At 69.0% G+C, this 23,626-nt stretch carries 25 protein-coding genes; 8 read left to right on the top strand and 17 right to left on the bottom strand.

Annotated features, from left to right (window positions below; all coding sequences use genetic code 11):
• The first annotated feature begins 37 nt into the window (after nucleotides 1-37).
• From ACZ3HV_RS33480 to ACZ3HV_RS33445, 8 genes are all read left to right on the top strand, one after another.
• Nucleotides 38-685, top strand: a complete 648-nt coding sequence (locus tag ACZ3HV_RS33480) for a hypothetical protein (protein ID WP_465690250.1) — start codon at nucleotides 38-40, stop codon at nucleotides 683-685.
• Nucleotides 682-1,650 carry an Acg family FMN-binding oxidoreductase gene (locus tag ACZ3HV_RS33475; protein WP_465690248.1) on the top strand — a complete coding sequence of 323 codons (969 nt, stop codon included), beginning with the start codon at nucleotides 682-684 and terminating at the stop codon, nucleotides 1,648-1,650. The genes ACZ3HV_RS33480 and ACZ3HV_RS33475 overlap by 4 nt, the downstream gene beginning before the upstream one ends.
• A gap of 20 nt (nucleotides 1,651-1,670) precedes the next feature.
• The gene (locus ACZ3HV_RS33470; protein ID WP_465690246.1) at nucleotides 1,671-2,546 is read left to right on the top strand and encodes a universal stress protein; all 876 of its coding nucleotides are present in this window, start codon (nucleotides 1,671-1,673) and stop codon (nucleotides 2,544-2,546) included.
• A gap of 7 nt (nucleotides 2,547-2,553) precedes the next feature.
• Nucleotides 2,554-3,018, top strand: coding sequence for a GyrI-like domain-containing protein (locus ACZ3HV_RS33465; protein WP_465690244.1), 465 nt, complete (start codon nucleotides 2,554-2,556; stop codon nucleotides 3,016-3,018).
• A 157-nt stretch (nucleotides 3,019-3,175) separates the two neighbouring features.
• Complete coding sequence (locus tag ACZ3HV_RS33460) at nucleotides 3,176-4,036, top strand: universal stress protein (protein ID WP_465690242.1); 861 nt, start codon at nucleotides 3,176-3,178, stop codon at nucleotides 4,034-4,036.
• Between the two features lie 12 nt (nucleotides 4,037-4,048).
• Complete coding sequence (locus ACZ3HV_RS33455) at nucleotides 4,049-4,951, top strand: ABC transporter ATP-binding protein (RefSeq protein WP_465690240.1); 903 nt, start codon at nucleotides 4,049-4,051, stop codon at nucleotides 4,949-4,951.
• Nucleotides 4,952-4,956: 5 nt separating this feature from the next.
• Complete coding sequence (locus ACZ3HV_RS33450) at nucleotides 4,957-5,760, top strand: ABC transporter permease subunit (protein WP_465690238.1); 804 nt, start codon at nucleotides 4,957-4,959, stop codon at nucleotides 5,758-5,760.
• Nucleotides 5,761-5,793: 33 nt separating this feature from the next.
• On the top strand, nucleotides 5,794-6,306 hold the full coding sequence (locus ACZ3HV_RS33445) for a DUF1579 family protein (RefSeq protein ID WP_465690236.1): 513 nt from the start codon (nucleotides 5,794-5,796) through the stop codon (nucleotides 6,304-6,306).
• Between the two features lie 10 nt (nucleotides 6,307-6,316).
• On the opposite strand, the gene ACZ3HV_RS33440 is transcribed toward ACZ3HV_RS33445, so the two are convergent.
• The 17 genes from ACZ3HV_RS33440 to ACZ3HV_RS33360 form a co-directional block, all read right to left on the bottom strand.
• The gene (locus tag ACZ3HV_RS33440) at nucleotides 6,317-6,808 is read right to left on the bottom strand and encodes a DUF2231 domain-containing protein (RefSeq protein WP_465690234.1); all 492 of its coding nucleotides are present in this window, start codon (nucleotides 6,806-6,808) and stop codon (nucleotides 6,317-6,319) included.
• Nucleotides 6,809-6,882: 74 nt separating this feature from the next.
• Nucleotides 6,883-7,329, bottom strand: coding sequence for an FMN-binding protein (locus ACZ3HV_RS33435; protein WP_465690232.1), 447 nt, complete (start codon nucleotides 7,327-7,329; stop codon nucleotides 6,883-6,885).
• The gene (locus tag ACZ3HV_RS33430; protein WP_465690231.1) at nucleotides 7,326-7,862 is read right to left on the bottom strand and encodes an FMN-binding protein; all 537 of its coding nucleotides are present in this window, start codon (nucleotides 7,860-7,862) and stop codon (nucleotides 7,326-7,328) included. Before ACZ3HV_RS33430 ends, ACZ3HV_RS33435 begins: the two co-directional genes overlap by 4 nt.
• 13 nt (nucleotides 7,863-7,875) lie before the next feature.
• Nucleotides 7,876-9,297 (bottom strand): ferredoxin reductase family protein, encoded by a 1,422-nt coding sequence (locus ACZ3HV_RS33425; RefSeq protein ID WP_465690229.1) that lies wholly within the window; start codon nucleotides 9,295-9,297, stop codon nucleotides 7,876-7,878.
• 23 nt (nucleotides 9,298-9,320) lie between these two features.
• Nucleotides 9,321-10,553: a sensor histidine kinase gene (locus ACZ3HV_RS33420; protein ID WP_465690227.1), complete on the bottom strand. Its 1,233-nt coding sequence runs from the start codon at nucleotides 10,551-10,553 to the stop codon at nucleotides 9,321-9,323.
• Nucleotides 10,550-11,191: a response regulator transcription factor gene (locus ACZ3HV_RS33415; protein ID WP_465690225.1), complete on the bottom strand. Its 642-nt coding sequence runs from the start codon at nucleotides 11,189-11,191 to the stop codon at nucleotides 10,550-10,552. The genes ACZ3HV_RS33420 and ACZ3HV_RS33415 overlap by 4 nt, the downstream gene beginning before the upstream one ends.
• A 20-nt stretch (nucleotides 11,192-11,211) precedes the next feature.
• The gene (locus ACZ3HV_RS33410; protein ID WP_465690223.1) at nucleotides 11,212-11,985 is read right to left on the bottom strand and encodes an FAD:protein FMN transferase; all 774 of its coding nucleotides are present in this window, start codon (nucleotides 11,983-11,985) and stop codon (nucleotides 11,212-11,214) included.
• A gap of 23 nt (nucleotides 11,986-12,008) precedes the next feature.
• The gene (locus ACZ3HV_RS33405; RefSeq protein ID WP_465690221.1) at nucleotides 12,009-14,612 is read right to left on the bottom strand and encodes a cation-translocating P-type ATPase; all 2,604 of its coding nucleotides are present in this window, start codon (nucleotides 14,610-14,612) and stop codon (nucleotides 12,009-12,011) included.
• A gap of 47 nt (nucleotides 14,613-14,659) precedes the next feature.
• Entirely contained in the window at nucleotides 14,660-15,334 is a 675-nt protein-coding gene (locus tag ACZ3HV_RS33400) for a CBS domain-containing protein (protein WP_465690219.1), read from the bottom strand.
• Entirely contained in the window at nucleotides 15,331-16,179 is an 849-nt protein-coding gene (locus ACZ3HV_RS33395; protein WP_465690217.1) for a universal stress protein, read from the bottom strand. The genes ACZ3HV_RS33400 and ACZ3HV_RS33395 overlap by 4 nt, the downstream gene beginning before the upstream one ends.
• 13 nt (nucleotides 16,180-16,192) lie before the next feature.
• Nucleotides 16,193-17,086, bottom strand: coding sequence for a class I fructose-bisphosphate aldolase (locus tag ACZ3HV_RS33390; RefSeq protein ID WP_465690216.1), 894 nt, complete (start codon nucleotides 17,084-17,086; stop codon nucleotides 16,193-16,195).
• 152 nt (nucleotides 17,087-17,238) lie between these two features.
• Nucleotides 17,239-18,234 carry a DUF2157 domain-containing protein gene (locus ACZ3HV_RS33385; protein WP_465690214.1) on the bottom strand — a complete coding sequence of 332 codons (996 nt, stop codon included), beginning with the start codon at nucleotides 18,232-18,234 and terminating at the stop codon, nucleotides 17,239-17,241.
• Nucleotides 18,235-18,347: 113 nt separating this feature from the next.
• Nucleotides 18,348-19,988 carry an NAD(P)-binding protein gene (locus ACZ3HV_RS33380; RefSeq protein WP_465690212.1) on the bottom strand — a complete coding sequence of 547 codons (1,641 nt, stop codon included), beginning with the start codon at nucleotides 19,986-19,988 and terminating at the stop codon, nucleotides 18,348-18,350.
• Nucleotides 19,989-20,978: a thiamine pyrophosphate-dependent enzyme gene (locus ACZ3HV_RS33375; protein WP_465690210.1), complete on the bottom strand. Its 990-nt coding sequence runs from the start codon at nucleotides 20,976-20,978 to the stop codon at nucleotides 19,989-19,991.
• Between the two features lie 11 nt (nucleotides 20,979-20,989).
• On the bottom strand, nucleotides 20,990-22,162 hold the full coding sequence (locus tag ACZ3HV_RS33370; protein WP_465690209.1) for a transketolase C-terminal domain-containing protein: 1,173 nt from the start codon (nucleotides 22,160-22,162) through the stop codon (nucleotides 20,990-20,992).
• Nucleotides 22,146-22,736: a 2-oxoacid:acceptor oxidoreductase family protein gene (locus tag ACZ3HV_RS33365; protein ID WP_465690207.1), complete on the bottom strand. Its 591-nt coding sequence runs from the start codon at nucleotides 22,734-22,736 to the stop codon at nucleotides 22,146-22,148. The genes ACZ3HV_RS33370 and ACZ3HV_RS33365 overlap by 17 nt, the downstream gene beginning before the upstream one ends.
• On the bottom strand, nucleotides 22,736-23,623 hold the full coding sequence (locus ACZ3HV_RS33360) for a PEP/pyruvate-binding domain-containing protein (protein WP_465690205.1): 888 nt from the start codon (nucleotides 23,621-23,623) through the stop codon (nucleotides 22,736-22,738). The genes ACZ3HV_RS33365 and ACZ3HV_RS33360 overlap by 1 nt, the downstream gene beginning before the upstream one ends.
• Between the last annotated feature and the right edge of the window lie 3 nt (nucleotides 23,624-23,626).

Here is a 23,626-nt window from a genome sequence, read left to right as displayed (position 1 = left end):
TGAAACACGGAGGTAGTCCATGGCCAGGGAGGTGCCCATGCTGAGCGACCAGCTGACGACCGAGACCCTCGGCGTCCTGCTCCACGCAGCCGGCGCCGCGCAGATCGCGCACATCCCTCCGCCTTGGCGAATCGAGGCGAACGGGCACCTGATCGACGTCTATCTCGACGGTGCGCATCTCCTGCCGGCGGCGGATCCGACCGCGCGAGCGTTGCGCATCTCGACCGGGGCCTCCGTCTTCAACCTGCGCTGCGCCGCGGCGTCTTTGAGCTTCGACAGCTGGGTGAGTCTGTGCCCGTACCCGTACGATCCAGACCTCGTCGCACGCATCGTCATCGAGTACACCGGCTCGCCCGATCAGGAGCTGCGTGGGCTGTACGGCGCGATTCTCTCGCGTCATCTGACCCGGCCTCGCGGCATTCCTGACGAGTCGCTCAGAATCGCTCTGGCGCGAGCAGCGGAGATCGAGGACGCGAGGCTGGATTGGCTTCCCGGCTCGTCCGCTCCGCTGGCAGTGGTCCGCACCGATCGCGACGGCCGCCCGGACCAGCTCCGGCTGGGCAATGCCCGCCAACGCGTGCTTCTCACAGCAGCCAAGCACGACATCCAGGCGACCTGCCTGAACCAGACACTGATCCGCTTCGGCCGCTCTGCCTGCGTGCCGACGAGAACGGACGCCAGATGAACGCCTTACTGACCGACGACGAGGTCGGCACGTTGCTCACGGCCGCGGTGCACGCGCCGTCGATTCACAACACGCAGCCGTGGCGGTTCGAGGTCCACGGGCCGGTGATCGACGTACTGCTCGACGAGAAGCGCACCTTGCCCGCCGAGGATCCCGCCGGTCGCGCCGCACGGATCGGGATCGGAGCGGCCGCGTTCAACATCCGGGTGGCGGCGGCGATGCTCGGCCACGAGACACGCGTCGCTCCGAACCCGGATCCGCACCACCCCGAGATGGTGGCCCGGATCTTCCTTGCCGCCCGCCAGGTACCGGTGCCCGGGCTCAGCGGCCTGTACGGCGAGCTCCGTCGGCGACACACGTATCGCGGTCCACTCCTGGACCGCGCAGTCCCTCTCAAGGTCATGCAGAAGCTCGACGAAGCGGCGCAGTCCGAAGGTGCTCAACTGCACTGGCTCGGCCAGACCGAGCTGACACCGCTGGGCATCATCCTTCGGCGCGCCGACGACGACGACCTGCACGACGAGGACCGGCTGCACGAACGTCTGCGCTGGATTGGCGGAGACCGACCGGAGGACGGCGTCCAGGAGAGCACGCTCGGGCCGCTACCCACCCACCCGGCGTTCGTCCGGGATCTCTCCGCCGGCTTCGACAGCAAGCATCGCAGCCAGGCGGTCTACGAGACGCAGCCGGCCATCGCCGTGCTCAGCACCCGCGAAGAAGACACCGGAGCCTGGATCCAGGCCGGCCAAGCTCTGCAGCGAGTTCTGCTGATGGCGACGTCGTACGACCTGACCGCGTCGTTCCTCAACCAGGTGCTCGAGCGTACTACTCCGCGCTCACAGGTCCGGGAGCTGATCGGCGGCCGATCCTGGCCGCAGATGGTGATCCGGATCGGCTACCCGGCTCAGCCCAACGGCCGGACGCCCCGCCGGGACTGGCGCGATTCCTTCGACCAGTGGTTCTGAAACACACAGGGAGGTTGATCATGTCGTCGCACCCCAGTCCGATCGTGGTCGGATACGACGGTTCTCCGGGCAGCCAGGACGCACTGCGCTGGGCCGCTGCCGAGGCGGTCCGGGAGATGGCTCCACTGAGGATCGTCGAGGCGTTCGAGCTCGTTGTCGTCTCGCGCTCGTCACCAGGAAGGGTCGTTCCGCTGGAGGCCTTGCGGACCGCGCGGCAGAAAGGGCTCGAAGCAGTGGCCGAGACCGTCCGCCTGCAGCATCCCGGGCTTCCGGTCGAGACGAGCCTGGTGGCCGGCGGCGCCGTCGCGGCGGTGCTCGAGGAGGCCGAGCACGCGCGGCTCGTCGTCCTGGGATCACGGGGACTCGGGGGCTGGAGCGGGCTCATGGTCGGCTCCGTCGCGTCCCAGGTGACCACCCACGCGCTGTGCCCGGTGGTCGTGACCCCGCACGACCCGCGGCCGCACGCCCACGAAGGGCCGACCGTGGTCGTCGGCGTCGACGGATCCAAGGCATCGGCCGAGGCGATCGAGTTCGCCTTCGACCAGGCCGAGGCGATGCACGCCGACGTGGTCGCGTTCCATGCCTGGACTTCGCCGTTCCTCACCTACGCCGACGGGGCGTCGATGCTCCAGTTCGACGAGCAGAAGATCCAGGACGAGGCGCGGCTGCTCGTTGCCGAGTCCGTGGCCGGAGCGGCTGCCGACCATCCCGACGTGCGGTGGATCACCGAACTGGTCAGCGGCTCCGCGGCACTGGGCCTCGCCCGCCGCTCGGAATCCGCCGACCTGATCGTCGTCGGTTCCCGCGGCCGGGGTGGCTTCACCGGCCTGCTGCTCGGCTCGGTCGGCCAGAGCGTCCTGCACCATACGCAGTGCCCTATCGCCATCGTCCGGTGATCGCGTCATGATGCAGACCAGAACTCTCGCCGCACAGCCGACCGCTGTCCGGCGAGCCATCCTGGCGCCGGAACAGTTGATGGACTGGATACCGCGTGCCTGTGCGGAAGTCGCCGGTTACTTGTATCACCGCCGTGTCACACCCTCCGGCTATCCCTACGCGCGATGGCACCGGTTGCGTCACGACCTGACCGGGGTCGAGGCCGGACTCCCGGTGCCCGCACCGATCAGGACCGTCGGCCGCGTCGAGTCGTCGGAGCTTCCGCCGGGTCCGGTCCTGGTCGCGTGGCACACCGGCCCGGACGAGCAGATCGCTCTGACCTATCAGGAAATCGACAACTGGCTCCAGTCCGCTGGTGCTGAGCCCAACGGCGACGGTTGGGAGGTCTATCACGACCTACCGACCTTCGATCGCAGCCGGAGACACATCGAGGTCGTCCAGCCGCTCAGCATGTCCGTGGCCACCGTCTGACCCGGACAAACCGCCGTCTTCCACCTCCGACGATGGCTCTGCGCGCCGGTCCCGACTGCGGCCGAACTACACCTCCGAGCGGGACCTTCGGCCCTCCCCCCAGCGCCCGCCCACGGCTTGACTGGAACTGCGGGAGTACGACCGGGAGGTGATCCCCATGGCAGCCGAAGTGCCTGTACTCGCCGGGATCGACGGATCGCGCGACGGCTTGATCGCGCTCGACTGGGCAGCGTCGTACGCCACCCTGCGCCACGCGCCCCTGCACGCCGTGTACGTCCTGGACGATCAGCGGCAACTGCCCGCGAGCACACCACCGACCGGACCGGACGACGGCAGCGAGGTCCTGGAGGACGCCCTGCAGGAGCTCGAGCGGATCGGCTTCAGGACCGGATCGCTGGAGGTACGCCACGGCCACCCGGCCAAAGTCCTCCTCGAACTGTCCGAGCACGCCCAGACCCTCGTCGTCGGCCGCCGCGGCATGGGCGGCTTCGCCGAACTCGTGCTCGGATCCACCTCCCAGGCATGTACGGCGCTCAGCACCGACGTACCGCTGATCGTCGTACCCGACATCTGGGACCCGACGGCTCCTGCCCACCGCCGGATCGTCGTCGGCATCGACGGGTCCCCCGACAGCCAGGACGCTGTGCGCTTCGCGTTCGAACTCGCCGACGCGACCCACACCGAACTTCACGGCGTCCACGCCGTCGAGATCCGCGAGAGCTACCCCGACCCCAACGTCTGGACCGACCCGAACCGGCAGTCCTGGTCCGGCGCGGCCGACGAACTCCTCACCCGGACACTGGATGACTGGAAGTCCAAGTACCCCGAGGTCGACGTCCAGCAGCGTGCCGTCGCCGACCATCCTGTCCGCGTGCTCGCCCGCGAGTCCCAGCTCGCCGACCTCGTCGTGGTCGGCGGACTCGGCCACACCGCCTTCTCCGAACTGCGGCTGGGATCAGTGGCCCGCGGCCTGCTCCACCACTCGCACTGCCCGGTTGCCGTCATCCACCACGCCTGAGGATTCGTTGCCATGACACTCAAGGGGGACATCGTCATCAAAGCCCGGCGACTGACCAAGCACTTCGGCCGCCGGACCGCACTCGAAGGTCTTGATCTGGACGTCCCGGCCGGTGTCATCCTCGGGTATCTCGGTCCGAACGGTGCCGGCAAGACCACCACGATCCGCCTGCTCGCCGGGCTGATCCGGCCGACGTCCGGCTCGGCGGTCGTCTTCGGCTTCGACGCCAACGACCAGTACGACGTGATCCAGCGCCGGATCGGCTATCTGCCCGGAGACTTCGTCGCCTACCCCGACCTCACCGGCGCGCAGTACCTCGACTACTTCGCCCACCTGTACGGCGGCGTCGACCGGGACCGGATCCAGCTCCTGACAAAGCGGTTCGACCTGGACCTGGATGTCCGGATCGGCATGTTGTCGCGCGGCAACCGGCAGAAGGTCGGCATCGTCCAGGCGTTCATGCACGACCCGGACCTGCTGATCCTGGACGAGCCCACGACGGGGCTGGACCCGCTGATGCAGCGCGAGTTCCGCGACCTGCTCCGGGAGACCCGGGACGCCGGACGGACCGTCTTCCTCTCCTCACACGTCCTGTCCGAGGTCGACGCCGTCGCCGACACCGTCGCGATCCTGCGAGCCGGCCGGCTGGTGACGACACAGTCTGTACAGGCGTTGCGGGACAGCGCCCGCCGCCGCCTCGACCTCACCTTCGGCGGCACGCCGCCGGCCGACCGCATCCACGCTGTACCTGGCGTGCAGGAGCTCACCGTCGACGGCCCAACCGCCCACGTGGTCGTCACCGGATCGACCGCGGAGCTGATCAAGACGGTCGCGCCGTACGAGGTGACCAACATCGTCAGCCACGAGGCCGACCTGGAGGCCGCCTTCCTCGACTACTACTCCGGCCAGGGGTGAACGCCATGTTCCGCAACGTCTTCCTGAAGTCGATGTACGACGCCCGCCGCGGCCTGATCGGCTGGTCGATCGCGATCGCGGCGCTCGTGCTCCTCGAGAGTGCTCTGTGGCCGTCGGTCCGGGACATGCCGAACCTGACCGAGCTGTATCAGTCGTTCCCCGAGGAACTGCGCAAGCTCTTCGACCTCGAGGCGATGAACACCGGCGCGGGCTTCCTCAACGCCGAGCTCTTCACGCTGATGCTGCCCGGACTCTTCCTGGTCTACGGCATCGGCCGCGGCGCCCGCGCGCTGGCCGGCGAAGAGGAGCGCGGGACCTTGGAACTGCTGCTGGTCACGCCCGTCTCCGGCTTCCGGATCGTCCTCGACAAGGCATTCGCACTCGCGCTGTCGATCACGGTCCTCGGGTTCGCCCTGTTCGTCGCCACCACGCTCGGCAGCCTCATCTTCGGCCTCGGTATCAGCGTGCCCGCGGCCGCAAGCGGTGCCCTCGCGATCACGTTGCTCGGCACGGAGTACGGGGTACTGGCCCTGGCCGCCGGCGCCCTCACCGGACGCCACTCCACCGCGATCGCGATCGCCTCGGCCGCTGCCACCGCCGCCTACTTCGTCTACGCGATCGGTCTCATCCTGCCGCGCTTCGAGTCATGGCAGCCCTACTCCCCCATCCACCAAGCCTTCCACGCCGGGCCCCTCGGCGCCGGCCTCCAACCCAGCTACCTCTGGCTCCTCGCCGGCACAGCTCTCCTCACCGCCATAGCCCTCCCCGCCCTCGACGGCCGCGACATCTCCACCGCCCACGGCGGCTGACCACCATGCACCTCGCCGGATCAGGAGGCCCCGATGACATCAGCACCGGCAGCACGAGTTCCGCTGCCACTGCAGCCCGGTGACGAGATGCAGCGGCTCGCCCGGTTCCATCGCGACGTGCGCTGGACCGGTACCATCCAAGCTGGCGGTATGGGACCCGGCAGCCCGGCCATGACCGCAACCGGCGAAGGCCATCACCACACCATCCAGAACGGACTGTGGATCGTCGGCGACTACCAGCAGGACCAGTTCCTCACCGACGGAACGTTCGTCCTCCACTGGCAGCTCCACTGGGTCGCCGGCTGGGACCCACAGGCCGGCGAGTACCGCGCCTCGGTCGCCGACAATTACGGCCATGTCGAGATCCTGACGGGCCACATCGACGGCAACCTGCTCACCTTCGAGAGCATCGGACGCCCGCCCGTCCGCCTCCGCCTCTTCTGGCGCCTCGCCGACGAGAACACGATGATCTGGCGCAACGAGGTCTCTGTACAGGACGGGCCCTTCAGGCTGGTGGAGCGGTACGTCTGCACGACCGTCGAGTGAAGCGACGATCTCAGGAACCCTGCGCCCAGCCGCTCCAGCTGGCTTTGGCACCGGAGTCGCCGATTCTGACCACGTCGTAGACCGCCGCGGCTGAGACGATCACGGCGACCACGGTCACGACCGCCGTCACGGTGCTCGATGCCGGGGCGAGATAGGTACGTGTCGCCGGCGTCGCACCGTCGCCTTCCCGTTGCCGCCACCAGATGATCAGGGCCAGGACGGCGACCGCAACGGCGACGTAGATGGCGGTGTCGCCGAGTTCCGCGTGGCGATGGATGAGAGAGTTCGGCTTGAGGTTGTGCTCGAGGAACTCCCCCGCGCTGGTCGTGATCGGTACCAGGACGACGACCAGCACCGCCAGAATCGCGTTCGGACCGGCCAGCCGGCTCCTGGCCGCCGGCCAGATCGCGGTCAGTGCGAGCAACGCCGCCGACAGCGGAAGCAGTACGACGATGGCGTGGACAAGGAGCACATGGGCAGGGAGCCCGTTGATTGTCTGCATCAGGTTCCTTCAAGTCGCTCTCTGATCTGGAGTCGCCACGCTGGCAGACGGTTCTTGGTGATTTCTTGGAGGCTTCAGCCCTGCAGGTGGGCGGCGTCCAGGGCGGATTGCAGCGAGCGGCGGTAGCCGTCCGACGTGAACGTCGCGCCGGACACGGTGTCGATCTGCGCGCTCTGGGCGGCGATCGCCTCCCGCTCCAACTGCGGGAGTGCGAAGGAACTGATCTCCTGGTCACGTCGTCCCGACGACGGATACACCAGTGCGGTCACGGCGACCAGGCGGTGCGAACGGATCGTGACGCGGAGCTGCACCGGGCCGTAGCGAGTACCAGCTGATGTGCCATTGACCGTGAGGACACCGGTCGCCGGCTCAGTGCTGACGACCCCGGGCTCGGCCGTGGCAGCGGTGGGAGACTCTGTCCGGTTCGTGCTCGTCGGGTACAGGAAGAGTAGGCCGAGCAGCACTCCGGTGGCGCCGACGACCGCTGCATTGCGCCGCAGCCGCGCCGCGTGGCTCGTCATCGTGCGCCGGCCCGGTGCGCCGCGTCGAGCGCCGACTGCAGCGACTGGCGGTAGCCCTCGGATGTGAAGGTGGCCCCGGACACGGTGTCTACCCGCGCGCCTTGCGCCGCAATGGTCTCCTGGTCCAGTTGGGGGATCGCCGCGCTGTTGATCGCGTCGGTTTGCCCGTCCCCGCTCGGCCGAGCCAAGGCGCGCGCTCGCGTGATCCGCCCACTCTGCAGGCTGATCTCGACCTGCACCGGACCGTACTCCGTCTGGACCACGTCACCGGCGACGGTCACGGAGACGGACTTCGGTGGGCTGACGCGTGCCGATGGATGCGGAGTGGGACTCGGCCGGCTCGTCGGTCCCGTCCGGGAGCCGGACTGTCCGGCAGGTCGCGGCGTCGGGCGAGTAGGCACCCGGCTGGGTTGCCCGGCCGGAACCGATGACACCACCCCGGCAGCGGGATGCGGCTGAACGCCGGCCTTCACCGCCACACCCGCGACCACCAGGGTCGCGGCCGACATGACCAGCTTGATCCCGCGCCTCACGCATGTACTCCTCTCACCACGAGAACCGCTCCTGATGAAGCTGGTTCGGCGGAAGGCCGATCCGGGCGGCCGTCGCGCACACCGCGTCCATCCACGGATCGGGTCCGCACACGTAGACGTCGTGCCCGCCGATGCCAGGCACGAGTTGCCGCATCGCGTCCTCGTCGGTCCAGGCAGCGGCGCTCTGTGGCAACCATGAGCGGCGCCCTCGGGTCCGCCGGCCGAGGAGGTAGTGCACGGTGATGCCGCGAAGGCGAGCCAATTGCTCGAGTTCGCCGTAGAACACCACGTCGTCGGCATCGTGAGCCCGATAGACGAGGATCGCGTCGCCCGGTTCATAGGCAAGTTCTTCCAGCAGGGCCCGCAGCGGTGTGATGCCGATGCCGCAGGCAAACATCGCGACCTTGCCGGTGACGCGTCGCTCGCCGGTCAGCCGGCCGTAGGGGCCTTCGATCGCGACCTTGGTGCCCGGTAGCAGCCCGGCCAGCCGGCTGCTTCCGTCACCGGCCGCCTTGGCGGTCACCCGGAGGCGGTCGGGCGCGGGCGAGGCCGACAGCGAGTACGGATTGCCGCGCGACCATCCCGGGCCGTCGAGGAAGCGGAACACGAAGTACTGACCTGCCTGGACCGGCATCCGCTGCAGACCACGACCGGCGAGCAGAACAGTCACCACACCGGGACCCTCGCGGATGACCTCGCGGACCGTGAGGCCGTGCCGAAGCGTCCGCCAGACCGGCAGGGCCACGCGATAGACCAGGATCGCGACGAGTGCGACGGCGTACGCGGACCACCAGTACAGCCGTGCAACCGACGACCTCGTGAAGTCCGCACCCGTCCAGATCTCGTGCGGCACGGACAGCCCCACCCCGACATAGGCGTACAGGTGCAGCAGGTGCCACGACTCGTACCGCAACGCCCGGCGAGCCACCCTGACCGAGGTGACGACGACGACCGTCAACGCCATGGTTCCCGCGCCCGCGAGGAGCATTCCGCCGTACGTCGTGACGACGCTCCATGTCTCCCGCAGCAGATTGTCGTGGTCCCGGAGGGTGTATCCCCCGAGGATCAGGCCGACGTGGACCATCAGCAGATTGAAGGACCAGAAGCCGACCAGCCGGTGCCTGCGGACCAACTCGTCCTGACCGTAGCTCCGCTCGATCATCGGCACCCGCGCCATCAGGAACACCTGTACGAGCAGCAAATCCGCCGCCACCAGACCGGACAACCGGCCGAGCGATGTCAGCAGGTCGGCCGGCCCGGCCGCGAGCAACTGGAGACCACGCCCCGACAACCACAGGGCGACCACCACCAGGACGCTGCCCCAGCACAGGACGCCGGTGGCGTCGCGCCACCAGACCGGCGTACGACGCGACCGCCGCCGGACGTGCGTGATGCGATGCCGGCTCGTCGCCTGCGCAACACCGCGGTTCGTCATGCCACGACGATGCCCGCGGATTCTTAGGCCTTCCTTGGACCGGGCTCCTCGATCGACGGCAGGACCAGCTCGAACGTCGCGCCGACCTCGCTGGGCGCCAGCCGGAGCCGGCCACCGTGACGGTTCGCGACATCGTGGGTGAGCGCGAGACCGAGGCCGTAGTGTGCGCGTCCCGCGCGATGACCACCCGTGTCGAACCGGCGCAGCACCCGTTGTGCCTCCTCCGGGCCGATCCCCGGACCGGTGTCGCTGACCGCGAGGATCGCCTCCCGCCGCTGCCGCCGTACGGCGATCCGCACCTCGCCGTCACGCGGTGTGTGGTCGATGGCGTTGTCGACCAGCGCGATCGTCGCGCGCCGGATCGCGCCGGCCGAACCCAGCACCAGCAGGCTGCCGCCGTCCGCGTGCCAGCGCAGCCGCACGCCGGCCTGCTCGGCATGGGCCGCGGCGCTGTCCACGACGGCTTCGGCGATCCCGACGAGATCGAGTGGCTCATGTTCTTCGGTTCCGCGCGGGTCGGCGGCTGCGAGCAGGTCGTCGACGACCTCTCCCAGTCGCTTGGTGTCCTGCACGACCCCGTCCGAATCACGCAGGACCTGGTTGCTCGAGCCGCTGCGCCGGAGGGCGCGGTCGAGGACCTGGGCCCGCGTGCTCAGTAAGGTCAGCGGCGTGCGCAGCTCGTGGCCCGCGTCGGCGACGAATGCCCGCTGCAGGGTGAGCGCCTCGGCCAACGGCCGAACCGCCCGACGGCCGATGACGACGCCGAGCAACCCGGCGAACATCAGGCCGAGGGCCGACGCGAACCCCATCGCCTGGAGCAGCCGAGCGCGCTCCTGATGCGCCGTCGCCAGATCGAGCACCGCCTGCACAGGCTTACCCTTGGTGATCCCGGTGGCGATGCGGTACTCACCGTCGTCGTTCTCCACGGTGGTCAGCCGGATCTGTCCGTCGGCACTGTTGCGCATCGCGGCCAGCTCGGGGAGGAGTTCGTCCGGCAGCCCTGGGGTGACCGTCGTACCGGCTGGGCCTGTCATGGCCAGCCAGGTCCCGGCAGGGGGATCGCCGACGTCATCTGCCGTCGCGATGGCTGACCGGAGGAGATCGTCGGCAGCGCCTGCTTGACCTCGGACCACGACGATCGTGACCAGAGCGATCAGTAGCAGCATCGCCACCCCGACCAGAGCCGCTACCTGCACTGCGACACCGCGAGCGGCTCTGCGGACGAGGACCTCGTCACCGATCGGCCGCCCGCTCATAGACTGCCCAGCCGGTAGCCGAGGCCCCGCACGGTGCTGATCACGCCGCGCCCGAGCTTGCGCCGGCAGTAGTGGACGTACGTGTCCACCACGGTCTCCGACTCCGCGTCGTCGAAGACCCGGTCGAGCAGCTCGCCGCGGCTGAACACAACACCGGGTCTCGCCGCCAGGAGAGCCAGCAAAGCCGCCTCGCGCTCGGACAACTCGACCGTACCGCCACCTGACCGCCGTACTGTGCGGCCGGCAAGATCCAGCGATCCACCCGGAACGGCCATCTGGCCGGCGTGATCGAGGTGGCGACGCAGCAGTGCCCTCAGTCGCGCCAGCAACTCGGTGAGCTCGAACGGCTTCGCGAGATAGTCCTCGGCGCCGGCGTCGAGCCCTTCGACGCGGTCCTCGGTGCGGTTCCGCGCCGACAGCACCAGGATCGGCGTGACCACCCCGCGGCTGCGCAGCCTGGCAATCAGGTCCAGACCTTCGACAGCAGGCAAGCCACGGTCCACGATCATCGCCTCGAACGACCGCGTCAACGCCAGGTGCAGTCCGGTCTGACCATCGCCTGCCCGCGTCACGGCGTACCCCTCGTCGGCAAGCACCCGGTCGAGCAGTCCGGCCAGATCGGCGTCGTCCTCGATCAACAGGATCCTTCGGAGCGCGGTCACAGTCCGACCGCCACCCCGTCGGCGGGCCAGCCGGCCGTGCCGAACAGGTTGCCGTCAGCAAGGATTCCCAGACCCTCGTAGCCAGGCAGCACCGCGAGCACTGCCGGCCAGTCGTCGCCCGCGACGAACGCGGCGGTCGCGAGAACGTCGGCGTTCTCCAGCGACGGACCGCACACCGACACCGACAGCCACCGGCTCGCCACGGCGCCGCCGGTCCGTGGGTCGTACAGATGTGCGCCTCTGGCCGCCGTACCACTCGTCGCCACGGCTCCATCGATCCGGGCGATGCTGGTGACCACTCGGCCGGGGTGTCGCGGGTCCTGAATTCCCACCGTGAACGGACGGTTGCTCGGGCACAGCACCAGGACGTCGCCTCCCGCGTTCAGGCACCAGTCCAGGCCCGGGAGGTCACGCAGTCGCTCGCCGGCGCGCGCGACCGCCCAGCCCTTCACCAGCCCCGAGGGATCCCATCCGCCGCCTGGCAGCGCGGCATCGAACAGACCACCGGTCAGCTCGTGAGCCTGGACGCACCGCTCGGCGACCTCCCGCACGATGGGATCCACCGCGTCCCAATCCACCTCCCCGCGCGCCAAGCGGCTCACCGCACTGCCGGCCTTGTACGGCGAGAAGATCCGATCGATGTCGATCAACTCCGCGAAGACCTCCCGCACCGCCGCGTCCGCCAGCACCGACTGCGCCTCGTCCCCGCGGGCGAGGACACTGATCGGCAGACCCATGATCTGCTCTACCCAGCTCCGCTTCGCCGTCATGCCGCAACGGTACGTCGTACAGCTCAACGAGTTGGCCGCACCTCCGGCTCGTCCCTTCGACGTACTGCGCGACGAACAAGCTTGGCCGCGGTGTCGACGCCGAGCAGGACGATGGCGGCGGCGCCCGCGAAGAGCCAGCCCTGGTACGACGGCCAGCTGCCGCCCAGGAGGTCAGCCAACCGGGGTACGCCGAGGAAGCCGGTCAGCAACGCCATCTCGGCGAGGACGGCCCACAAGAGGGCGCGGTTCGTCGTCATGCGGATCTCGTAGACCGGACTGCGCTCGCTGCGACAGGCGAACGCATTCGCCAGCTGGGTCAGGCCGATCACCGCGAACGCCGTACCAGAGGCCAACGCCAGCGCAGCGGCGGGCGGCGTGACTCCGAGCTGCCAGCCGTGAGCGATCAGGACCAGCAGGAAGGCACTCATCGAGAGGACGGCCTCCGTCGGTCCGAGCAGGCCGAACGCCCGCAGGAGCAAGCCGCGGTCGACGATGTGCCGATGCCTGGCCGGACCTTCCAGCGTGCGTTTGCCAGGTGGTTCGACTCCGAGCGCCAGCGCGGGGAGCATGTCGGTGCCGATGTCGAGCGCCAACACCTGCAGGACACCGATCGCGAGTGGGATCGATCCACCGGACAAGGCCCAGACGGCGAAGGGTGCCAGCTCGGCCACGTTGTCAGTGAGGTGGTAGGTGAGAAATCGCCGGACGTTCGCGAACGTGGCCCGGCCCTGGCGGATCGCGGTGACGATGCTCGCGAAATGATCGTCCAGCAGGACCAGGTCGGCCGCCTCCCTGGCGACGTCACTGCCGGAGGCGCCCATCGCGACACCGACGTCGGCCTCTCGCAGGGCGGGCGCGTCGTTGACGCCGTCACCCGTCATCGCGACCACATGGCCGCGCGAACGTAACGCGCGGGCGATCCGCAGCTTGTCCGCCGGGGTGACTCTGGCGACCACGACACCGTCCTCCCGGTCGAGCAACTCGCCCAGGTGCTGGTCGTCCGCCGGTAACTCCTCGCCGGTGAGGACCAGACCATCAGGCCCGAGCAAGCCCACTTCCCGGGCGATGACCCCAGCCGTAGCGGCGTGGTCGCCGGTGACCATCGCAATCCGAACCCCCGCGTTCCGGCAGATGGTCAGCGCGTCCTGAACATCGGTTCTGGGCGGATCCTCCAGCCCGACCACGGCCAGCAGCTCGAGGGAGTCCTGGCCCATATCCAGCCGGCCGTCGCGAACCAGCACGCCGACCGCCTCGGCCACCGCCAGCACCCGGCGACCTCGGCCGGCAAGCTCCTCGACCGCTGCCGTGGCATCCGGACCGCCGTCGACGCGGCAGTACCGCATCAACGCGTCCGGGGCACCGATCACCAATGTGTTGCCGTTGGCAACTACTGCGCTGTAGCGAGTCTCGCTGGTGAAGGGAACCCGGCGGGAGATCGCCGCCGGGTCCACGCCCGGCACGCCGAGTCGCCGGGCCAAGACATCCAGCGCGACCTCCATCGGGTCGCCCTCGGCCACCCACCGTTCCTTCGCTCGGACCGCGCGGCCGCGGATACACGCGATCGCTGCCGCCGCGGCCCGGGAGGCGGCACCGACCGCCGCGGGATCGCCTTCTGCCGACCCCTTGGGGTCGTACCCGTCGCCGGTCATCGCCACGGTGCCGAGCGGCGTCCAGACCTCCAGCACCGCCATCTGATTCATCGTCAGAGTGCCGGTCTTGTCGGTGCACACGAACGTGGTCGCACCGAGGGTCTCAACCGCATCCAGCCGCCGGACCAGCGCGTTTCCGTGTGCCATCCGCTGCGCCCCACGAGCCAGCGACAGCGTCACCGTGGGCAGCAGCCCTTCGGGCACGAGCGCGACCATGACCCCGACACCGAACAGCAGCGCCTGGGTGAGGTCGAGGCCGAGGACAAGCGACACCACGGCGAGCGAGACCCCGACCGCGACCGCCATCAGCGCGACGACTCGTACCAGCCGGTGCAACTCGACCGCCAGCGGGCTGGCGGGTCGATCCGCGCTCTCGGTCAGAGACTGGATCGCCGCCAGCCTGGTGCGCCCGGCCACCGCCGTCACCACGGCTTCCGCCTCACCCTGTACGACGAAGGTTCCCGCGTACACCTGCTGCTCGGCCGTCGGATGGACCGGCACCGATTCGCCGGTGAGCATCGACTCGTCCACTGCCAGGGCGTGCACCGTCAGGAGACGCACATCGGCGGACACCTTGTCGCCGGCTGTCAGCAGCACGAGATCGTCCCGCACCAGTCCGGTCGCGTCGATGGTCGTGACGTCACCGTCACGGATCACCTGGACCCGCGCGGGCAGCAGCTCCCGCAACCGCTCGGCAGCCCGATCGGCACGGTACTCCTGAGCGAAGGCGAAGACACCGTTCAGGACGACGATCACCACGATCGCGGCCGCCAGTGGCGCCAGGTCCGCAGCCAGCGCGAGGGCGGCGGCGATCCACAACATCAGCGCGAACAGGTGCGTCAACTGTCCTAGCAGCAGCTTCCAGGCCGCTGTCTTCCGGGGCGCGGGCAGCTGGTTCGGCCCCTCCGCTGCCAGCCGGCGGGCGGCATCCGCTGCTGACAACCCGCGGGCACTCGATGTCTGTTGCCTGCTCTGCACGACCCCTCCCCGTCGAGCATCCCGGAACCTGCGGTGCCCCCGAGGTCCTAGTAGAACGGGCCGGCCGTGCCGGCGGCCGGCGCGGTGTCGTCGAACGCCCAGGTCAGCTGGTTGTCCACCCCGACGACGCCGTCGACGCCGTCGATGAGCCTTTCGGCGAACGCGACCGTGCTCCGGTTCGCGACCTGCCCGATCAGCCTCACCACACCCTCGCTCACACTCACCTCGACGGCGAACGGGTCGTCCCACAGACCCCGGTCGACGACGTCACGCCGTACCCGGGCAAGAATCTCCCGGTCCGGGGCCAGGAACGCACTGAGCAGATCCGACCGCGTCACGATGCCGGTAAGCTCGTCCCCGTCCATCACGACCAGTCGGGTGATCCGGCGGGCCGCCATCAACCGCGCGGCCTCGTCCAGCGTGCAGCCGCCTTCCACGGTGACCGCGGGGCTGGTCATCATCGTTCCGGCCGTCAACGCGTCAGCCTTGGTCCGGGCCTTCCGGTGGAACCAGTGCTTGCCGGACCGCAGGTACTCCTCCTTGCGCAGCAGGTCCGTCTCGGAGACGACGCCGGCCACAGCGCCGTGCGCGCTGCACACCGGAACCGCGCTGATGTGGTGCTCCGCCAATGTGGAGGCCACTGCTTTGAACGACGTGTTCTCTGCGACGGTGACGACGTCGGTAGTCATCACGTCGGCGACTGTCAGCAGGTGGCGCATCATGACTCCTCGTGCCGGCGGACGATCGCGACGGGCGAGTCCGCGTGGTGCAAAAGGCTCTGGCTGACCGAGCCAAGCAGCAGACCGGCGACCCCGCCGCGGCCGCGGGAGCCGACAACCACCAGGGACGCGTCGGCGGACAGGTCGACGAGTTGAGAGCTCGCCCGGCCTTCGATCACCGAGGCCTGCACCTGCACCGTCGGGTACTTGTCCCGATACGGGGCGAGGCTCTCGGCCAGCCAGTTCTTCAGCAACCCCTCGGTGCTCTCGATCGAATCGGCATGCTGATCCTGCGGATGCCAGCAGTACACAACCCGCAGCGGCTGCCCGGACCGGGCCGCCTCCTCGAACCCGAAGGCCACGGCCTCGTCCGACTCTGCCGATCCGTCGGTGCCCACGACCACCGGCCCGGTACGACGCTCACCGCGCACCACGACCACCGGGCACGGCGCCTTGGCCGCGACCGACGTCGCCACCGAACCGAGCACCACGGCCGACATCTTGTTACGCGACCGAGTCCCGACCACCACCATCTCGGCCTGCCCTGCCTCGGTGAGGATCGCGTGCGCGGGATCGTTGTTCGCCAGCCACCCGGATCCACCCTCGTAGCCGAGCCGGTCCCGCGCGTACTTCACCGCGGCCTCGACCTCATGCTGGTACTTGTCCAGCGGCATCGGAGGTGGAACGTAGCCCTCGACACCCAGGGCCGGCCACCGGCTCAGCTCGTTCAGGTACGCCCGGACCACCCGGACCGCTACCCCGCGCTCGCCGGCCGCCTCCACGGCCCAGTGCAGCGCGAGCTGACTCTCCGGCGTGTCGTCGACACCCACGAGGATGTACTTGTTCATCGATCTGGTCCCCTCAGTGACTCGGGTGCTGGACGAGGATCTCCTTCAGACCGTCGACGAAGCCCAGCGATTCGTCGTAGCCGCGCTGCCAGACGTTCCGGCCGAAGATCAGGCCCAGGCCGCCGGCGTCCATCGCCTGCTCGGCCTTGCGGTACATTGCGTCGTCGCCGGCCTTGGTTCCGCCGGACACGAGCACCAGCGTGCGGTTCGCGGACCGCACCACCCCGTCGATCGCTTGCTGCGGGGTGAAGATCTCCTCGTACGGCGGTTTGACGCTGTCTCGCTTCTCCGGGTGCGGGAAGTTCACCTTCACCACATCGGCGCCGAGCTCGCTCGCGACCCGGGCGGCGTAGTCGACCGCGTAGAACGAGTCCTTGCCGCCTTTCGCCTCGATCGCCGCGCCCCGCGGGTACGCCCACACGATCAACGGCATCCCGAGCCGCTCGGCGTCGGCGCGGATCGTGCGGTATTGCGCGAAATCCGCTTCCTGCGCGGGGGAGCCGACGTACAGGGTGTATCCAACCGCGTCGGCACCGAGCCGGACCGCGTCCTCGACACTCGCATGAACCGGCGACAGTGCGGCGTCGTCCGAGGGGATGTCGGTCTTGCCGTTCAGCTTGAGGATCAGTGGAATCTCGCCGGCGTAGTCCCAGAAGAACTTCTCCGCCAGCCCGATCTGGATCGCGATCCCGTTGAACTCGCCGGCGATCGCCAGCTTGACGATGTACGCCGGATCGGACGCCTGCGAATTCGCGAAGAAGTCCCGCGGACCGTGCTCGAGCCCCTGGTCGTACGGCAGGAACAACGCCGTCCCGTTCCGCAACCCATGATCGAACAGGATCCGCCGCAGCCGCGTCTTCTTTCCCGTGTTCAACCCGAGCTCACCCAACGGTGGTCGAGTCTGCATGACGGTCACCTCCAGATCGAGCTCCGGGGCCTGTGGTCCCGGCCTACTTCCAATCTCGTCCGGCCGGGTCCCCCGCGGCAGAGCCGACAGACCCGCATCCGCCGGGACCTTGGGCTGTCACCAGGTGGACATGCACGGTCCCGGTTGGTGATTCACGGCCTCCCCCTGGTGGCTGTGTAGACGGCTGCCCCGACCAGCAGCCCGCCGAAACCCAGCAGCACCAAGGGCGGCGCAAGCTCTCCCGGGAACCACTCGGTGACGACGGACGGCAGGATGTTGAGCGCACCGAGTGCACCGACCCCGAGCAGCAGCAGATCGCGGAAGAGCACCGCCAGGACGACGATCGCCACGACGGTGCAGAGCGCGAGCACCATGCCGGCATCAGTAGGGAGCGTGATAACCGCCCCGACCAGCGCGCCCACCGCGCTGACGGCGAAGACCGGACGCCGCGGTTTCAGCAGGCCGCGCCAGCCGAGCAGGAACCACCCCACGCTGAGCGCCCAGACCGGCAGTCCAGGCACGTGTGGGTTGTCGGTCGCCCTCGCGACCATCGCAGCCGCAGTGACCATCAGGGCGACGAAGAACATCGCCTGTTGCGGAAAGGTCGGTAGCCGCCACCAGAGCGCGGCCGCGAGTGCCGCTGCTCCCGCGCTGGAGACGATCAGGACGTCGTCACCCCGCAACTCCAGAACGAGGTCGGCGAACAAGGCGAGAAACGCAGCAGTGGCGGCCGTGGAGAACAGCCAGAGAACGGACCGGAGGCGGATACTCGCAGCTCCCAAGTGTCGCGGCACCGCCAGCCCGGCGATCAGCAGCAGCGCCGCAGCCCCACCGACCACGCCGAGTTGCGCGATGTCGGACAACGCAGCCCAGTACTGCGCGGCAAGAAGTCCGGCGGCGACCAGAACGATCACGCCACCGAGGTAGGCGAGCGCCTCGATCATCAGAGACGTACGGTCGCGCGGAGGCCGGGCGACGCCAGGCTGGTCGTCAGGTTGTGACGGCGGGGCAGATGGCAGTTGCGCCGACCTCAGATCGAGGTCGTCGCGCATCCGCTCGGCCTGAGCCCTGCTGATCAGCCCTTCGCCCAGCCAGCGGTCGATCAGCTCCGGGCCGAGCGGCCGGTAGTCAGTCGACCATCGCCTCATACCTTCACTCTCGACTTCCCCAGCAACAGCAGGCAGAGCCGAACGGCCCCCGCCGGGGGCCCGATGGACCTGCAACGAACTGCGGGCGGCAACCAGTCAGCCTTACGGGCCTGTCAGAAGCGGTCGCGGATCATGGTGATGGCTCCGCTCGGGCATTCGGCAGCGCAGAGGCCGCAGCCCTTGCAGAAGTCCAGGTCGATCTCGTAGCCATCGCCGGGGCCGAGCTTGATGATCGCATTGTCCGGGCAGACGCCGAAGCAGTTGTCACACTCGAGGCAGTTGCCGCAGGACATGCAGCGTCTCGCCTCGAAGAGCGCGTTCCCGGCGGTCAGTCCACCGGTCACCTCGTCGAAGCTCGAGATCCGTCGCGCGACATCCAGCTGGGGGCGCATCGTTGCCTCCGCGTCCGCGTAGTACCAGGTGTTCAGCCGGTCGTAGGTCGCAAGCTCGGGCCGGTCCGGCGGCTCGAACGTCGTACCACGCAGCCACGCGTCGATGTGACGCGCCGCCTTCTTGCCATGGCCGATGGCGACGGTGACCGTGCGATCACCCGGGACCATGTCGCCGCCCGCGAAGAGACCGGAGCGGCCGGTCATCATCTGCGCGTCGACCTCCACGACCCCGTTGGTGACTCGGACCTCGGGGAGATCCTCGACCAACGCGAGCTCGGCCTGCTGGCCGAGGGCGAGCACCACCGAGTCGGCGCCGAGCTCCTCGAACTCACCGGTCGGTTGCGGGAAACCCGTCTCGTCGAGCCGCATCTTCTCGATCTGCACCCGGTCCGCGCCGGCGTACACGATCGTCGACAGCCACCGGATCCGGACACCTTCCTCAAGCGCCTCCCGCACCTCGATATCGTGTGCGGGCATCCGCTCGCGCGTTCGGCGGTAGATCACCACGGCGTCGGTGGCGCCTAGCCGGCGTGCGGTACGGGCGACGTCCATCGCGGTGTTGCCACCGCCGTACACCGCGACCCGGCGGCCGAGCAATGGCTCCTCGCCCTTCTCGAGGTCCGCCAGCAGCGACACCGCGTCGACGATGCGCGCCGAGTCACCGGCCGGGATGTCGGCACGACGTCCGACGTGCGCCCCGACAGCCAGGAACACGGCGTCGAACTCGGCGAGTTCCGCGGTGAGATCGGTGACCGGCGTGCCGAGCTCCAGCCGCACGCCCAGGTCGACGATCCGCTGGACCTCGGCGTCGACCACGTCCCGCGGCAGCCGGTACGCCGGAATGCCGTAGCGCATCATTCCGCCGGGTTCCGGCGAGTCGTCCCGGATCGTGACCTGGTGGCCGCGCAACGCCAGGTGGTACGCCGCGGACAGTCCGGAGGGACCGGCGCCCACGATCAGCACCCGCTTGCCACTGGGCGGCGCATCGACCACGACGGACCAGCTCTGCTCGATCGCTTCGTCGCCCAGGAACCGCTCGACCGAGTTGATGCCGACCGGCTCGTCCAAGGTGGCGCGGTTGCACGCGGTCTCACAGGGCCGGTAGCAGACCCGGCCCATCACCGCGGGGAACGGGTTGTCGACCATGATCTGCCGCCAGGCCGCCTCGTAGTCGCCCTCCTCGGCGTGCGACAGCCACTCCTGGACGTTCTCGCCGGCTGGGCACGCGTCGTTGCACGGCGGCATCCGATCGAGGTACACCGGCTGCTCGGTCCGCCAGGAACCGGTCTTGTTCGCCAGGCTCGAGCCGACGTCCAGGGTGATGGCGAACGGCAACGGTCCGTGCTTGTTTGCCTCAGGCATCTAACTCACCTCGTCCGGTTCGGTCAGCCCGAAGATGCGGATGTTGCGGTCCGCCTCGGCCTGGATCCTGGTGATCAGGTCCTCGCGCGGGGTGTCTCCGAACAAGTGCGCGAACCGCCCCTGCGGCCGCAGGTAGTCGGTGACCGGCAGGAGCCGGCGGATCTTCGTCGCGTCGGACACCACGCCGTCGACCGCCTCGAAGACCGGGAAGATACCGGTCTCCGTGGCGAGCCGGGCGGTCCGGATCGTTTCGTCGGAGGCAGTCCGCCAGCCCAGCGGGCACGGCACCAGCACGTGCAGATAGCGCGCACCATGGAACTCCATGGCGCGGCTCGCCTTGTACTCGAGGTCACGCAGGTCCGCGACGGTCGCCGTGGCGACGTACGGGATCCGGTGTGCCATCGCGATCTCCGGAAGGTTCTTGCCCTGACCGAACGAGTTTCCCGTGGGGGTCGTCGTGGTGGTGGCGCCGTGCGGAGTCGCACCGGACCGCTGGACGCCGGTGTTCATGTAGCCGCCGTTGTCGTAGCAGATGAACAAGACGTCGTCGTTGCGCTCGAACATCCCGGACAGGCAGGCCAGACCGATGTCGACCGTTCCTCCGTCACCACCTTGACCGACGACGCGAACGTCCCCGCGGCCCTTCGCCTTGAGCGCGGCCGCTACACCGGTCGCCACGGCGGGTGCATTGCCGAAGAGCGAGTGCAACCACGGAATCCGCCACGAAGACTCGGGGAACGGGGTGGAGAAGACCTCCAGACAGCCGGTCGAGTTCACCGCCACCATCTGGTTGCCGGTGGCACGCATCACCGCATCGAGCACGTAGCGGGCGCCGAGTGCCTCACCGCAGCCCTGGCAAGCGCGGTGTCCCGAGTTCAGCGAGTTCGTCCGGTGGGTATCGGCCTGTACCGAGCGTTGATCCGGGTCCAGCAGGCGGTTGCCCACGGCGAAGCTGCCGGTCTGATAGAACTTGATCCGTTGCACAGGCATGGCGAGTCCTCTCAGCCTGTCCGGCGCAGTTCGCGCTCGACCAGGTCATGTTTCAGGTCCAGGAACGTCAGCGGCTCCAGCCGATCGGCCACCGCGTCGGCGAACAACGTGCGTAGCGACTTCTTCGTGACCGGACGACCGCCGAGACCAGCGATCACCGTGTACGGCTCGCCGGACCACGCCGTTCGTACGTCGGCCGCCACGATCCCGCCCATGCCGACCGCCAGCGCCCGCTCCAGTACGACGACCCGCCGCACACCGCGGAGCGCCGTACGCACCGCGTCGAACGGGAACGGCCGGAACGAGGTCACGCCCAGCACGCCGATGCTCACGCCCTCGTCGCGGAGCTCGTCCACGGTGTCCTTCACCGTCCCCAGAACCGAGCCGAGGGCGACGACGACGGTCTCCGCGTCCGCGCAGCGGTAGTCCCGGACCAGCCCGCCGGAATCCCGGCCGAACGCCGCGGCGAACTCGCTCGCCACCCGGGGAATCACCTCCAGCGCCCGCAGGTGCTTGGCATGCGCCAGATAGCGGACCTCCGTGAAGGCGTCCGGGCCGACCATCGCGCCGATCGACACCGGCTCATCCGGATCCAGCAGCTGTCGCGGGACATACGGCGGCAGGAACGTGTCCACCTGGTCCTGACCCGGCAGATCGATGCGTTCGACCGCGTGCGTGAGCACGAATCCATCCATGCAGACCATCACCGGTAGGGACAGCTCCTCAGCGATCCGGAACGCCTGGAGGTGCAGGTCGACGGCCTCTTGATTGCTCTCGGCATACAACTGGATCCAGCCGGAGTCGCGCTGGGACATCGCGTCGCTGTGGTCGTTCCAGATGTTGATCGGGGCACCGATCGCGCGGTTGGCCACCGTCATCACGATCGGTAGGCCGAGCCCTGAAGCGTTGTACAGCGCCTCCGCCATGTACAGCAGTCCCTGACTCGCAGTCGCCGTGTACGCGCGGGCACCGGTCGCCGACGCGCCGATGGCGACGGACATGGCGGCGAACTCCGACTCCACGTTCACGAACTCGCACGGGGCCAGTTCACCAGAGGCGACCAGTACGCTGAGCGCCTCGACAATGTGAGTCTGCGGGGAGATCGGATACGCACAGATCACCTCGGGCCGGCAGCGGGCCACCGCCTCAGCGACGCCGCGCGAACCTTCAATCTGCGTGAGCACGGGACACCTCCTCGAGTTGCCGGCAGGCCAGGTCGTAGGCGGCGCGGACGGCCGCGACGTTGCCGGCAGCGACCGCACCGGAGAACCGCTCCTGGACGACGGCCACCACCGATTCGGGCCCCACCTGCCCGCTCAAGGCGGCGAAGGCACCGAGGAGTACGGCACCCGGCAACGGCCTGCCCAGGTGGGTCAGGGCGAGCTCTGTCGCCGGGATCGTCATCACGCGCTCCGGCCGGAACCGCTGGACGTACGAGTCCAGACCCAGCTCGGCCAGCGACCGCGAGGTGTTGATCAGCAGATACCCGTCGGCACGGAGTCCGCCGAACACGTCCACCTGGTGCAGCAAGGTGGCGTCCTGGATGAGGACCGCGTCAGGGTCCGCCACCGGTTCGTGGGTCCGGATCGGCCGGTCGTCGATCCGGCAGAAGCCGACCACCGGCGCGCCGGTCCGCTCCGACCCGAAGGTCGGGAACGCCTGCGCCTGCCGTCCCTCGGTGAACGCCGCAACGGACAGCAACTCGGCGGTCGTCACCACACCCTGGCCACCCCGGCCGTGGATCCGCACCTCGAACATCACGTCACCCGACGCACGGAATCGCCACGGACCGGAGCCCCGATGGTCATGGCGGGCAGCACCCACGGGCGGACCTCGACCAGGTAGAGCTCGGCGGACCGATCGTCCTTGGCCCACTCGAGTTCCATCGGACGCTTGAAGTACCGGTCGGCGATCACCGACCAGTTCGCCAACTCGCGGATCTCGTCGTCGGTGAGCACCAAGCCGGAGCCGTTCTCCGCGCGGTGCTTCACGATCATCGGCCGCGCGCCCGGGTGGACGGAGTACAGGTCGGGATCGCCGCCGGCCCGGGCGGCGCGGATCCGTACGAAGGTGCTCTCGCCACGGACTGTGCCGGAGCCACCCAGATCCGAGCGCACCATCGGCTGCACGGTGATCGGCATGGCCGCCTTCAGGTGATCCAGACCCCAGTGCTCACGGTTGCCGACAGCAACGGCACTGAACAGCGACGCGAAGCACCGCCGGCAGGCCGCCAGCACGTCCGCGCCGGTCCGCAGCCGCAGGAAGACCTCGTCCGGCGCATCGTCGTGCGATCCGACCGGACTGCAGCGGACGGCAACCTCGGTGCCGTCGCCGCCCAACTCGGCATAGGCCTTGAGAATCCGGTCGGCCAGGTCCGGGGGCAGCGACGCCTCGCGGAAGGCCGTGCGGATCGCCGCCGCGACGACCACCAGGGCGCGCCCGGCCCGGTACCTGCGCAGCTCTTGTGCGATCACCGGTCCCAGACGGCCTTCGCGAACGAACTCCTGGTACGCCGCGGCCGTCACTGCGAAGCCCACCGGAATCCGGACGCCCTCGCCGGCCAGCGAGGCCAGGCGAGCGACCTTTGTTCCGACCTGATCCGGATCAACCTCGCCCTCGAGCCAGACGACCATCTCGCTGTTCATGAC

The sequence above is a fragment of the Kribbella sp. NPDC020701 genome (assembly GCF_055562215.1).
This window is presented reverse-complemented; position numbering and strand designations above follow the sequence as displayed.

Bases quoted from the DNA above. Each gene is read 5' to 3' on its own strand.
- ACZ3HV_RS33480 (WP_465690250.1), top strand. From the start codon at position 38: ATGCTGAGCGACCAGCTGACGACCGAGACCCTCGGCGTCCTGCTCCAC.
- ACZ3HV_RS33475 (WP_465690248.1), top strand. From the start codon at position 682: ATGAACGCCTTACTGACCGACGACGAGGTCGGCACGTTGCTCACGGCC.
- ACZ3HV_RS33470 (WP_465690246.1), top strand. From the start codon at position 1,671: ATGTCGTCGCACCCCAGTCCGATCGTGGTCGGATACGACGGTTCTCCG.
- ACZ3HV_RS33465 (WP_465690244.1), top strand. From the start codon at position 2,554: ATGATGCAGACCAGAACTCTCGCCGCACAGCCGACCGCTGTCCGGCGA.
- ACZ3HV_RS33460 (WP_465690242.1), top strand. From the start codon at position 3,176: ATGGCAGCCGAAGTGCCTGTACTCGCCGGGATCGACGGATCGCGCGAC.
- ACZ3HV_RS33455 (WP_465690240.1), top strand. From the start codon at position 4,049: ATGACACTCAAGGGGGACATCGTCATCAAAGCCCGGCGACTGACCAAG.
- ACZ3HV_RS33450 (WP_465690238.1), top strand. From the start codon at position 4,957: ATGTTCCGCAACGTCTTCCTGAAGTCGATGTACGACGCCCGCCGCGGC.
- ACZ3HV_RS33445 (WP_465690236.1), top strand. From the start codon at position 5,794: ATGACATCAGCACCGGCAGCACGAGTTCCGCTGCCACTGCAGCCCGGT.
- ACZ3HV_RS33440 (WP_465690234.1), bottom strand. From the start codon at position 6,808: ATGCAGACAATCAACGGGCTCCCTGCCCATGTGCTCCTTGTCCACGCC.
- ACZ3HV_RS33435 (WP_465690232.1), bottom strand. From the start codon at position 7,329: ATGACGAGCCACGCGGCGCGGCTGCGGCGCAATGCAGCGGTCGTCGGC.
- ACZ3HV_RS33425 (WP_465690229.1), bottom strand. From the start codon at position 9,297: ATGACGAACCGCGGTGTTGCGCAGGCGACGAGCCGGCATCGCATCACG.
- ACZ3HV_RS33420 (WP_465690227.1), bottom strand. From the start codon at position 10,553: ATGAGCGGGCGGCCGATCGGTGACGAGGTCCTCGTCCGCAGAGCCGCT.
- ACZ3HV_RS33410 (WP_465690223.1), bottom strand. From the start codon at position 11,985: ATGACGGCGAAGCGGAGCTGGGTAGAGCAGATCATGGGTCTGCCGATC.
- ACZ3HV_RS33400 (WP_465690219.1), bottom strand. From the start codon at position 15,334: ATGATGCGCCACCTGCTGACAGTCGCCGACGTGATGACTACCGACGTC.
- ACZ3HV_RS33395 (WP_465690217.1), bottom strand. From the start codon at position 16,179: ATGAACAAGTACATCCTCGTGGGTGTCGACGACACGCCGGAGAGTCAG.
- ACZ3HV_RS33390 (WP_465690216.1), bottom strand. From the start codon at position 17,086: ATGCAGACTCGACCACCGTTGGGTGAGCTCGGGTTGAACACGGGAAAG.
- ACZ3HV_RS33385 (WP_465690214.1), bottom strand. From the start codon at position 18,234: ATGAGGCGATGGTCGACTGACTACCGGCCGCTCGGCCCGGAGCTGATC.
- ACZ3HV_RS33380 (WP_465690212.1), bottom strand. From the start codon at position 19,988: ATGCCTGAGGCAAACAAGCACGGACCGTTGCCGTTCGCCATCACCCTG.
- ACZ3HV_RS33375 (WP_465690210.1), bottom strand. From the start codon at position 20,978: ATGCCTGTGCAACGGATCAAGTTCTATCAGACCGGCAGCTTCGCCGTG.
- ACZ3HV_RS33365 (WP_465690207.1), bottom strand. From the start codon at position 22,736: ATGTTCGAGGTGCGGATCCACGGCCGGGGTGGCCAGGGTGTGGTGACG.
- ACZ3HV_RS33360 (WP_465690205.1), bottom strand. From the start codon at position 23,623: ATGAACAGCGAGATGGTCGTCTGGCTCGAGGGCGAGGTTGATCCGGAT.